General features: G+C 34.3%; 12 protein-coding genes. 2 read left to right on the top strand and 10 right to left on the bottom strand.

What is annotated here, in order from left to right; genetic code table 11:
- Nucleotides 1-24 precede the first annotated feature (24 nt).
- From AAG068_RS09340 to AAG068_RS09325, 4 genes are all read right to left on the bottom strand, one after another.
- Nucleotides 25-627: a nitroreductase family protein gene (locus AAG068_RS09340; RefSeq protein WP_342719049.1), complete on the bottom strand. Its 603-nt coding sequence runs from the start codon at nt 625-627 to the stop codon at nt 25-27.
- A 57-nt stretch (nt 628-684) separates the two neighbouring features.
- Nucleotides 685-1,335 (bottom strand): DsbA family oxidoreductase, encoded by a 651-nt coding sequence (locus AAG068_RS09335; protein WP_342719048.1) that lies wholly within the window; start codon nt 1,333-1,335, stop codon nt 685-687.
- Between the two features lie 71 nt (nt 1,336-1,406).
- Complete coding sequence (locus AAG068_RS09330) at nt 1,407-1,838, bottom strand: Rrf2 family transcriptional regulator (protein WP_342719047.1); 432 nt, start codon at nt 1,836-1,838, stop codon at nt 1,407-1,409.
- 120 nt (nt 1,839-1,958) lie between these two features.
- Nucleotides 1,959-2,828, bottom strand: coding sequence for a LysR family transcriptional regulator (locus AAG068_RS09325; protein ID WP_342719046.1), 870 nt, complete (start codon nt 2,826-2,828; stop codon nt 1,959-1,961).
- A 97-nt stretch (nt 2,829-2,925) separates the two neighbouring features.
- On the opposite strand from AAG068_RS09325, the gene AAG068_RS09320 reads away from it, so the two are divergent.
- Nucleotides 2,926-3,831: a DMT family transporter gene (locus AAG068_RS09320; protein ID WP_342719045.1), complete on the top strand. Its 906-nt coding sequence runs from the start codon at nt 2,926-2,928 to the stop codon at nt 3,829-3,831.
- A 42-nt stretch (nt 3,832-3,873) separates the two neighbouring features.
- On the opposite strand, the gene AAG068_RS09315 is transcribed toward AAG068_RS09320, so the two are convergent.
- The 5 genes from AAG068_RS09315 to AAG068_RS09295 form a co-directional block, all read right to left on the bottom strand.
- Nucleotides 3,874-4,494, bottom strand: a complete 621-nt coding sequence (locus AAG068_RS09315) for a YcnI family protein (RefSeq protein WP_342719044.1) — start codon at nt 4,492-4,494, stop codon at nt 3,874-3,876.
- 34 nt (nt 4,495-4,528) lie between these two features.
- Nucleotides 4,529-6,178 (bottom strand): copper resistance CopC/CopD family protein, encoded by a 1,650-nt coding sequence (locus AAG068_RS09310; protein WP_342719043.1) that lies wholly within the window; start codon nt 6,176-6,178, stop codon nt 4,529-4,531.
- A 333-nt stretch (nt 6,179-6,511) separates the two neighbouring features.
- Nucleotides 6,512-6,931 (bottom strand): VOC family protein, encoded by a 420-nt coding sequence (locus AAG068_RS09305; protein WP_342719042.1) that lies wholly within the window; start codon nt 6,929-6,931, stop codon nt 6,512-6,514.
- 83 nt (nt 6,932-7,014) lie between these two features.
- The gene (brnQ, locus tag AAG068_RS09300) at nt 7,015-8,373 is read right to left on the bottom strand and encodes a branched-chain amino acid transport system II carrier protein (protein WP_342719041.1); all 1,359 of its coding nucleotides are present in this window, start codon (nt 8,371-8,373) and stop codon (nt 7,015-7,017) included.
- 238 nt (nt 8,374-8,611) lie between these two features.
- Nucleotides 8,612-9,304 (bottom strand): FMN-dependent NADH-azoreductase, encoded by a 693-nt coding sequence (locus tag AAG068_RS09295; protein WP_342719040.1) that lies wholly within the window; start codon nt 9,302-9,304, stop codon nt 8,612-8,614.
- A 295-nt stretch (nt 9,305-9,599) separates the two neighbouring features.
- Here AAG068_RS09295 and AAG068_RS09290 point away from each other — a divergent pair, with 295 nt between their 5' ends.
- Nucleotides 9,600-10,565 carry an arsenic resistance protein gene (locus AAG068_RS09290; RefSeq protein ID WP_342719039.1) on the top strand — a complete coding sequence of 322 codons (966 nt, stop codon included), beginning with the start codon at nt 9,600-9,602 and terminating at the stop codon, nt 10,563-10,565.
- Between the two features lie 126 nt (nt 10,566-10,691).
- On the opposite strand, the gene AAG068_RS09285 is transcribed toward AAG068_RS09290, so the two are convergent.
- Nucleotides 10,692-11,939 carry a DUF4153 domain-containing protein gene (locus tag AAG068_RS09285; protein ID WP_342719038.1) on the bottom strand — a complete coding sequence of 416 codons (1,248 nt, stop codon included), beginning with the start codon at nt 11,937-11,939 and terminating at the stop codon, nt 10,692-10,694.
- Between the last annotated feature and the right edge of the window lie 93 nt (nt 11,940-12,032).

Genomic DNA, 12,032 nt, shown 5'->3' with positions numbered 1-12,032 from the left:
TTCACTCTTTATATATTAAATTTCTTAATAAAATTTCACTACATCTTCAGTAGGTAAGAAAGTTCTTTCTCCCGATTGTTCATTTGGCTCACCAAATGGCATTTGTCCTACTAAGCTCCACTCTGCTGGAATGTTCCAAGTTTCTTTCACTTCAGCATCCACGATTGGATTGTAGTGTTGCAGGGATGCGCCAATTCCTTCAGCTGATAATAACATCCATACTGTATGTTGTAACATTGCATTTCCTTGATGAGACCAGAATGGGAACTGATCTTTATATAATGGTGCATTTTCTTGCATTTTTTCTACTGTTGCTTGATCTTCAAAGAATAATACAGTTCCAACACCTGTATGGAAACCTTTTAATCTTTCTACAGTCGCTTCAAAGTTTTCTGCTGGTACGCGGGCTCTTAGTGTTTCTTTAACAATATCCCAAAACTTTTCATGCTCTCCATCCATTAATACAACCATACGGCCACTTTGCATATTGAAAGATGTTGGTGCGTGTAAAGCTGTTTTTAAAACTTCTTCAATTCTTTCTTTCGTAATTGCATCGTTTTTTGTTACTTTACGAATAGAACGACGGTTCACGATTGCTTCTTTTAAGTTTGTTGTAGTTGCTGACATTTTAATTCCTCCAAATATTTGTTTTATAATTTATTTTATTATTTCATAACAAGTGAATTAGCAATATCCATCTGTATTACATTGCATACCTTCAAATGAAATTGTTTTATCCTTTTCAATTTCTTTATCAATGACTCTTTGTAGCGTTTCTTTACTAGCAAGCCCTTGAATGACTTCCTCTCCAATCATGACAGTTGGAACAGCCATAATATTCGCTTCATCATATGCGTGCTGAATTGCTTCTTCATGCATTTTTTTATATTTACGAGTTACTAAAGCATCTTTAAATTCGGCTTCAGGAAGACCTACTTCTACCGCTAATTTTGTTAAAACATCAATATCTTCAATGTTTTGCTCTTCTTGGAAAAATGCTGTGAATACGCGGTGATGATACTCATTTCCAAGTCCACGTTCTTTCGCAAATTGACATCCTTCGAAAGCTAAATGTGTATATGGATGTGGAGAAACACGTGGCAAACGCATATCAATTCCTAATTTCTTCGCAGTTGGAAGAATGAAAGCATCCCATGAGCCTAATTTTTCCGGCTCATTCCATGGATCTATTTTTGAATATGGACTTGGACGTAATTCAAATGGCATCCATTCAATCTCTACATCATTCTCTTTCGCTACCTCATCTAATGGACCTTTTGCTAAAAAACAAAATGGACATATAAAATCTGAGTATACTTTCATTTTTACAGTCATAACTTTTACACCCTACCTTTATAGTTGTAATATAATTAGTTACATCGATGATAAAAAAATATAAATATGATTTAAGCATTCATTTTTTCTTGCAAAGTTTCAAACAACTGCCTCATCGTAATATTTCTCAAAACTTCTTCCATCGCAGATTGTGCTTGTATTAATATAACTTCTAATACCGCTTGAATATTTGCTCCAATTGGACAATCTGGATTCGGTTGTTCGTGAATATGAAATAGCTTGTCTTCTTCCACTACATTTACTGCATGATACACATCTAACAATGTGATTTCATGTAAATCCTTTAATAATCCCGCACCACCTGGACCGCGATTTACATATACAAAACCCGCTTGTTTCAAGTACGACATGATTTTGCGAATGACTACTGGGTTTGTGTTTACACTTTCAGCCATATAGTCTGAAGTACAAAGTGAAGATGGATTGTTTTTCAAAATAGATAAAATATGAACAGCTATAGAAAAGCGGCTACTAATTTTCATCGTGATCACCACCTCGTTGTAATCATTATAGTTACAACAAAAAGATAAGTCAATCCTTTTCATAGATTTTTTATAAACAAATTAAAAAGTGTCCCATTATGATATATGAGACACCTCTTTTTATTCTGCAAATAGCGCTTGAAATTCCTCAATAAATAGCTGTACAGCGATTGAAGAATCCTTTAATGAAGGAACAGCTAAAGCAATTTCTCTCCATACTTGTGGTTCCAATTCTCTCGTTTGCACATTCTGTGGTAAATTTGTTAAAGATAATTCGGCTAATATTGCAATACCTAATCCTTCTTGAATCATGTTTAAAGCTGTAGTAACGGTTGATATTACATACTCAGCCCGAAGTGGTACGTTGGCTTGTTTAAACATATCAATAATGGGTGGTTCGTATCCGCCCTTACATAATATAATCGGTTCATTCTCTAAATCACTAATTGTAATAGAGGCCTTCTTACAAAGAGGATGATCATCTCTTAAGATAACAACCATTTTCCCTTTCGTTAATGGGACAATCTCCATCTCTTTATTAGGCAAAATAACAATTCCTATATCAATAACCCTCGATACTAACCAATCTTCAACTTCTTGAATCGTTCCTTCACAAAGAACGACTTCTAAGTTCGGATACTTCTCCTTAAAATGATTTATCATTTTCGGTAAGAAATGTGCAGAAGCACTCGGAAAACTCCCAATTCGAATCGTCCCAACTTCATGTCCTTTCTCCATCGCAACTTCTTGTTCAATCTTCTCTACACCGTTCAAAATCTCTCTAATATGTACAAGAATTCTATTTCCTACATCCGTAACAATTAGCCCTTTTCGTTTGTCACGTATAAGAATCGTAACTCCTAACTCTGACTCAATACTTGAAATCGCATGACTTACCGCTGGCTGCGTCATATTTAACACCCGAGCAGCCTTCGTAAAACTACCTAACTCAACAGTTTTTATTAATACTTGCAGTTGTGTAATGGTCATAACTAATCACTTATACTCCTTATAAAAAAGATTCATTTTATTTATTACAGTCGATATCATATCATAGTGAAATGAATAACAACAAGGAGGTCTTACCGTGACACAGCTTTCTCGAACTAAGACGGCCATAATCCTTACCTTTCTCGTTTTCATGTGGGGAATCAATTGGCCTTTATCTAAGTTTGCCCTGCATTATACACCACCCGTTTTATTTGCAGGCGTTCGAACTTTAATTGGAGGATTCATTTTACTCCTGTTCGCATTACCAAAATACAAAGAGTTACACTTAAAAGAAACTTGGCATTTATACGTTATTTCTTCTTTACTTAACATCATTATATTTTACGGATTACAAACTGTAGGTCTTCAATATATGCCCGCTGGACTATTTTCCGCCATCGTATTTCTACAACCTGTTTTACTCGGCATTTTCTCATGGATTTGGCTTGAAGAATCTATGTACGGGTTAAAAATTTTCGGGCTTGTTCTCGGATTTATTGGCGTGGGTGTTATTAGCTCTAGTAGTTTAACGAGACATATTTCTATTATCGGAATCCTTCTCGCGTTAGGATGCGCTATTGGCTGGGCACTTGGCACAGTATTTATTAAGAAAACTGGGCACCGTGTTAATGCTATTTGGATGGTAACACTGCAGCTTATTATTGGCGGATTCTGCTTAATTGGATTTGGATCAGAGTTTGAAAGCTGGTCTAGTATCGCTTGGAGTATACCATTTGTTAGCGTACTACTCTTTATTTCATTCTTTGTTATTGCAATGGGATGGCTTGCATACTTTACTCTTGTTGGAGCTGGTGAAGCAAGTAAAGTTGGGGCTTATACATTTCTTATTCCACTAATCGCTATTATTGTAAGCTCAATTTTCTTACATGAAGCCATTACGATTAGCTTATTCATCGGACTATTATTTATTGTGGTGAGTATTTGTTTCGTAAATATAAAGCCGAAAACACTTGCTGTAAGGCAGCAGGTTGAAGTGAAATAAATATGGGAAAGAGCCTACTGTTTGTAGGCTCTTTCCCATATTTTACTTTTTACGGCGCACTACAAAAACACACGCCCCTACCGACGATACAATCGCCAAAATAGATAGGGCAATTGCTATCAATTGCATATTACTAGTACCTTCATTCTTTTCTACATTAGACACTTCACCATGTTCTCCTGTTACTGACGTACCTTTTGCAATTGTAGTAAGTGAATGTGGTTTTTCAGCTTTTTCATCGCCTGCCCATTCAACAATTTCTCCGTCTTTATATAGTTGATATGCATCCCAAGCTATTTTTTGTTCTTTATCAGGGTTTTTAGCGACGAAAGTAAATCGCTGGAACTGACCGGGTAAAATCCCATCTCCTGTTGCTTCCCATACTACTGTTTTCACTTTTCCAGCATTATCTTTTTGCTCTTCCACTTTCCATCCTGGCACTGGTTCATACTGTTGGAACTCTACTCCAGACGGTATTTTTAATGTAACTTTTGTCGTTGCTACATTCTTTTCAACTGGTACTTTTATCGTGTAAGTCTCCCAAGAACCAATGTCAGAAGTTGCTGGCTTTACAGTAACGTGCGCACTAACAGGTAATGAAAAAATCCCCATTGCAATTATTGTTGCGATCATTGTTGTACCCAATTTTTTTATTTGTTTCATTTTCTATTAGCTCCTTTTTATCTATACCTTTGCTTTATCTGCCGCCTACTATAAATTTATAATCCGTATCAAAACTATCAAGAAATTTTGTTAATCCATGCACTTGTATACTCCAGTTTCCTGTCATGTTAATATACATACCTTCTGCTTCGTATTCTCCTGGTGAAACGGCGGAAACTTTAAATGAACCTTTTCCCATATTCATATCTAATGATTGCGTTGTTAAAATAATTTGCTCCATATCGGTAACAGGTTGTCCGTTCTCATCCTTTAAAGTAATATGAAATGTATTTTGTCCTACTTTATTAGGACTTACATGTAAAGTAAGTTCATATCCATTATCTAATTGTTTGCTCTCTGTAAAAGGTCCAGTAGGAGGCATCAGCGGTGTTTGTACGTTTGTCATAAAAGCTACGATTATGAAAATGATAATTCCAATGATAAATTCTACTTTCACTGTAGCGCCTAATCCTTGCTTCGCTCTCATTTTCCCTTTCACATAATGAACAATTCCCAATATCCCCATGAAAATGAATAAAAGTATCTTTGCTAATAAAGCTAATCCATACTTCGTATCAAATAATGAGTGGATTGTTGGAATAAAGAATGTACTGTTAAAAAGACCTGTTATTAAAATCACGATGACAGCACCTGTTGCCCATGGTGAAAAACGCTTAATCATATCCCAATACATACTCCACTTGTCATCCTCTTTACGTAATAGAAGAATAATGGATGATAGACCGCCAATCCATAATGACGCTGCAAATAAATGCAGAAAATCCATAACGACAGCAATCTCTTTAAACTTTAAACCATATGCGTGACTATTAAATGCTTTCATAACAAGGATCCCAATGAACAATACTATTGGAATGCTCCATACTTTAAACGATGAAAACTTCTCACACTTCATCGCAAAATATGTAACAATTATAAGCAAACTAATAAGAGCCATTTGAGTGAGCCATACGTAACTAAAAACAGAAAGCTGTAACGTTTCTTTTAATAGTACAGGATCAAATGCTTCTAGCCATGAAACATCAGCATTTATTTTCGCTTGCAATGGTAGATTGAATAGTAAACTAATGAATATGCCAATTAATGAGATCCATATTATTTTTTTACTTCTTGATCGAACCAAGGTTGCATTCCCTTTATACATAATAAGATTAAAGAATAGCACTCCTATAAATAAGGAGAAACCTGTATATAGAACTCCACGCTCCATAATCATATCTATTTGCGGGACATACCCCATCTCTTCTACTTGTACATCGTCTGCTCCAGCTTCCGCTAATCCAATTCGGAACGGAATAACTCCTTGAATAGGATGCCCGTCAGCAGAAATCACTTTCCACTGAATAGAGTAGAGACCATTTTTGAGATTCTCTTTTAATCCAGCTTCTAATAGCTTTTTATTTTTTTTATCAATATGAGCATCTTTTAAATCGACCCTTTTACCTGATGTATCTCTCACGTACAATGTATTAAAACTTGAGACTTGTATGTCCTCATCGAATTCAATTTTCACAACAGCTGGTGCTTTCTTCAATGTTTCATTTTCAGCAGGGTTTGATTTCACAATGTACGCATGAGCAGATGCACTTTTTGGTATCAATATAATAAGCACACATGCAATTAATAGCCATGCCCCTAACCTTCTCATTACTTTCACGCTCATTTCACTTCTTTCTTCCACATCACTATATTTTCATTCCTTTAACTTCCCACGTTCAATTCTCCGGCTAAATATTAACCTGATTAAATATAAATTTCTATACAGTATAATTCTTTATTTCTCCCTCACCTCTAAACTTCCAATAGAATAGTAACTACTTTCATAGATACAACTTACATTTTTAAAGTCGACTGTTATTATATCATGAAATATATTTAAGTAAGTTCCTGAAGAAGAAAAGTTATCGTGAATGATTTGTGAAGAAAGTGTGAAATTCATAAATAAAAAAAGGCATTACGTTTTTACGCAATACCCTTCTTCCATCATAAAATTTCTTTACTTCTCTTCCGGATAATCACAATACTCAATGATTGTTCCCTCTGTATCCGCTGGGTTAAGATATATTAATCTTCTACCGTGCTTATTCATTCGAAGTGTATGCTCTAACGTTCGAATACCTTGTTCTTTTAACTCTTCTAAAGCTACATCTAAATCAGCAACACGATACGCAACGTGATGAACACCTTTACCTTTTTGTTTAATAAAGCGTGCTATTGGAGACGTCGTATTATTCGTCGGTGCAAGTAATTCAATTCTATCTCCATCCACTTCAAGAATGGCTACTTCGCTTTCAACACCAGGAGCTTCACTTACGTAACGATCTATTAAAGTTCCTAACAACACCTTTTCATAAAAACGTATCGTACTATCTATATCTCGAACTGCGATGCCAATATGATCAATTGTTTTTTTCATTTTATTTCCCCTACTACTTTATTTTCTTTCATTATTAATAGTAACAAAAAAAGTTATAGAAACAAGTTCTATAACTTTTTTATTTAACCTATTTTCTTATTCGCACTAGCTGCTGGTTGAACTTGATTTTTTCCTTTTAAAACGCTAATGCCGTATCCGATAAATCCACCGATAATCGCTGGGAAGATCCAACCTAATCCTACTTCTTGCATCGGAAGGAATTTAGTGAACAATTGGCTTACTACTGCAATGTTAACGCCAGCTGCACTTAATCCATCAAATAAGCTGATAATAAATGTTAAGATTAAGCTCACTTGGTAAACTTCAGCTCTTCCTTTGAATAATGAATGGAAGAATGTTAAGAAAATCAATACGATTGCTAGTGGATAGATTGCTGTTAATACTGGAACAGAAACTGCGATTAATTGTGTTAATCCTACGTTTGCAACAATTGCACTAAATACACATAGCGTGATGGCAATTGCTTTGTAAGGGACATTTGGGAATAACTTATGGAAGAATGAAGAACATGCTGATACAAGTCCCACACTAGTTGTTAAACACGCTACTGTAATCATTAACCCTAATAATACTCCACCATATGATCCGAAATAGTAGTTAGAAACTTTCGCTAATACTTCTCCACCATTCTCTAAATGTCCAAGCTTTGCAACACTTGAAGCACCCATATAAGAAAGAGCTGTATAGATAATTGCTAAAATAGATGCTGCAATGATTGTCGCTTTTGCACAAACAATCATAATCTGTGTTTTCGTTTTCGCACCTTTTTCTTTAATTGCATTAATGATAATGATTCCAAATACGAATGATGCCAGTGTATCCATTGTTAAGTATCCTTCTTGGAATCCTTTAAAGAATGCATGTGATGTATAAGCTTCCACTGGTGCTTGCATATCTCCAATCGGATGTATAAAAGCAACGATTACTAATATACCGATAAAAGTTAACTTAATTGGCGTTAAGATTTTTCCAACAATATCGACAATTTTCGCGGGATTTAGCGAAAAAAAACAAGTGATGCTAAAGAATATAATTGTGAAAAGAATTAAAGGTGTAGAACCTAATCCTTCTGGCATAAACGGCTTAAGACCAATTTCATAAGAAACATTTCCTGTTCTTGGTATTGCAAATAACGGACCAATCGCTAAGTATAAAACTGTTGTAAACACAATCCCGAACACTGGGTGAGCACGACTTGCTAATGACTGTAAATCATCTTTACCCGAAAAACCAAATGCTAGTACACCTAGTAATGGCAATCCAACACCCGTTACTAAAAATCCAGCATTAGCAATCCATACATTCTCTCCTGCCGATTGACCGAGCATTGCCGGGAATATTAAATTTCCTGCTCCAAAAAATAGTGCAAATAACATTAATCCAATAACTACTATGAACGAAAACGGTACTTTATTCGCCATAATATAACCCCCATTCAAATTTCCTTATCTCATTTTCCATTTTTAACTAATTGAATTTTCTGAATATTAAATTCGACTATCAACTATTCTTGAACTCATTATAGTTTGTCATATAATATTTTGCAATACTATTTTCAAACTTTTCTTTTATTTTATAATTATACATTTTTTAACATAGAATACAGACTAAAAAACCAACATGATCATCCATGTTGGTTTTTCCATTTGCTATTATAAATTAAAATTTTGCAGCTACTTTTTTAACGTTTTCTAATCCTTCTTCAACAATTTGTTGTGAACGATCTGGATATTGATTGTGCCCTTCAATTACAACAGTCTCCGGATTTGTAATTCCCCAGAATCCAAGCACATTCGTTACATAATTAACTGCCATTTCCATAGGAGCCATTTGTTCTGAAGAGTAATCTGAACCACGAGCACCTAACACAACGACTTTCTTATCACCAGCTAAACCTACTGGACCATTTGCTGTATATTTAAACGTTTTTCCAGCTTGAGATAAGTATGAAATATATGTGATTAATGGTGCTGGTACTGTGAAATTCCATAATGGGAACGCAAATACAACTTTATCAGCTTCTAAAAACTGATTTAAATATTGATCTACTGTTGCTACAGCCTTCTCTTCTTCAGCTGTTAACTCCATTCCTTGACTACGTTTATATCCACCTGAAATAGCGATATTTCCGTAATAAGGAAGATCTAATGCAAATAAATCTAACTCTGTAATTTCTGTATTCGGATTTGTTTCTTTATAAGCATTTACAAATGTTTCATACATTTTTGAACTAACTGCTTGCTCCGCTGGACGATCGTTTGCTTTTACAAATAATACTTTTGACATTGTTTTATTCCCCTCTACTTTTGTATTTTCTTCTTTTTTACCAAATAATGAGCTAAATAATCCCATTTTCTTCACCTAAACTTTCTTATCATATTCATTATTCATCATCATAAAAATTCTTATTCTAGTAAAAAGTTCCAATAGATACCTTAAGTACAAACACAAAAAACTTTTTGTTATTTAATTACCTTATGTAAGTGATTATAATACAGTAACTTACTTTAGTCAAGTAACTTTAAATAAAAAATAATATCTCGAATCAAAAACAAAAAAGCCCAATACAATTAAAATACCCATTGTAACTTTATTGTTTGTATAATGGATGTAGAGAGGGCAATTCATATTTAGAAAGGATTTACTCATGAGCACTTTAGAAAAGATTCAAACTTTTATTATTCTTTTTGCTGTTACATGCGGCATCGTACTCGGACAATTTCATTTGATACATATGTATGCAGAGCAATTTATTGTCCCCTTCTTATTTTTTATGCTGTATGGATTATTCCTCAGCATCCCATTGAAAGAAATAAAAAATGGGTTCCGCAATTTAAAATTTGCTGGAACGAGCCTTACTATTAATTTTGTATGGACACCTTTACTTGCTTGGGGATTAGGTGCACTATTTCTTTCAGATCATCCAGCACTTTGGGTTGGATTTGTTATGTTAATGGTTACTCCATGTACAGATTGGTACTTAATCTTTACTGAAATAGCAAAAGGAAATGTAGCACTTTCTACTGCAATTATGCCTGTAAATTTAATATTGCAAGTACTACTTCTTCCCATTTATTTATTTTTATTTGCTGGTGTCATGAAGACTGTAGCGCTTTCTGTTTTAGTAGAAAGTATTGTTATCGTAATCGTCTTACCCTTTGTACTTGCACACGCTACAAAATTCATTATGAATAAAATGAAAAAAGCTGAAACACTCGAGAATAAACTCATTCCGTTTTTCAGCTCTGCGCAAATTGTATTTTTAAGTTTAGCAATCGTAGCGATGTTTGCATCACAAGGTAAATATTTACTACAAAATATAAATGTCGTTTTACTATTACTCATTCCTGTTCTATTGTTCTTCATCATAAATTTTGTAATCGGGCAATTTATCGGACGCATTATGCACTTATCTTATAAAGATACAGTAAGTTTAAGCTTAACAACTTTAGCAAGAAACTCACCTGTTGCACTCGCTATTGCTGTAACAGCTTTTCCTGACGAACCTCTTATTGCACTTGCACTCGTTATTGGACCGTTAATTGAACTGCCAGTACTTGCTTGTATTTCACAGGTGTTGTTGCTTATTAAGAGAAAACAGCAGTATACATAATAAAAAACGTCCCAAATTAGGACGTTTTTTTATTTTCAAGAAATAATAGAAGTAACGATAATTATCCGCTCTAAGGATTTTATACGTGATAGAAAATTAGCTTTTCGTTACATTTACAATGTCTTTCTAATTAAACATTATAGGAAAAGTAAATATAACGAAAGCTGCCCAAAGTCCGTAGATTGGTAAATACTTCGTAACGGCATCTTGGATAGCTGTTGGTCCTGATTTGTTTTGTAGAAAACGCATATAGGAAAACATAATCCAAATGAGATTTGCCCAAATCAGTATGTTTACACCTAAAACAGCAAGTCTATTAGGTGTAATCCCGTAAGAAGAAAGTCTGAATACGATAGCTGACAAAGCGACAGTGTCAATAATAAGCGCCAGAACAATTAAGGCAAAATTTATATAATCTGAAATGCTCTTTTTCTCATCTGAATCACTCTCAACGATAGAAAATATAGTAACAGCCAATACACCAAGAAGGATTCCATTGAAGGCCATTAGGAAATTGCGGTCCAAGAATGGATTTTTCCCACTCCATATAACCGTTATAAGATAGATCAACAATGTAATCAGTACAAGCGGACTAAAAATTTTAGCTATATATGGTGTAATATTTTTAGCAAGTTTAAGGTTCATTGATACTAAGTATGTAGCCACAATAGCGAGGGCGGCAGCACCAAATAAAACAACATTACTAAAATAGAATTCTCCTATATCCAAGTCAACGAAGCTAAATAACTTCATGGTGAATACTGCTAATACCATTCCGCTCACCGCCATACTCGCGTAGAGAAGACAATATTCTAAATTAAATTTAATATAAGCTAATCTTGTACTACCTTTTGAATATTCATTTCCTGTAAACGCAATCCCTACTAAGACCCATAACATTATAGGAAAATGTAAATAAGCAAGGATACTGCTGTCTTTATAATTTAATGGCAACATATTAAGATACAATCCGGAAATTAGTAACAACGCCGCAAGGAAATAAATAATACTTTTTTTCGGAGTATTATTGTAAATAAAATAAGCAACAATAAAAGGAATTACACCAAAAGCTAGGTTAATGGGAGCAATTGCTTCCTGCTCGACAAAGTGGAAAATGATTCTGGTACTTAGCCCAGCTAGAATAGCTAACATACCCATGAATAAGAAACCCTTTTGAAACAGCGATATTTTTTCTTTATTTGCCGTCTCCTTGAAATGCAATCTTTCGTACCAAGCAGCTAGTACCTGAGAATCAGGTTTTTCATCCCATGCTTGTGAGAATGACTTTTTAAAAGCTTTCGGGTCTTTTCTATACATTCTCTCCAACTCATGAGGGTTATCCATATTTTCAATAATCAAATTGTTAATGTCCATATTTATACCTCCTCTAATTAAAAAAATAAAGTTGTTACCTTTTCCATAAAAAGCACCACACTTATTTATTATGATTTTGATTTTAATATAAAA

Source organism: Bacillus paramycoides, from assembly GCF_038971285.1.
Taxonomy (GTDB): Bacteria; Bacillota; Bacilli; order Bacillales; family Bacillaceae_G; genus Bacillus_A.
Note: the sequence above shows the minus strand (reverse complement) of the source record. Positions and strands in the feature narration are given on the sequence as shown.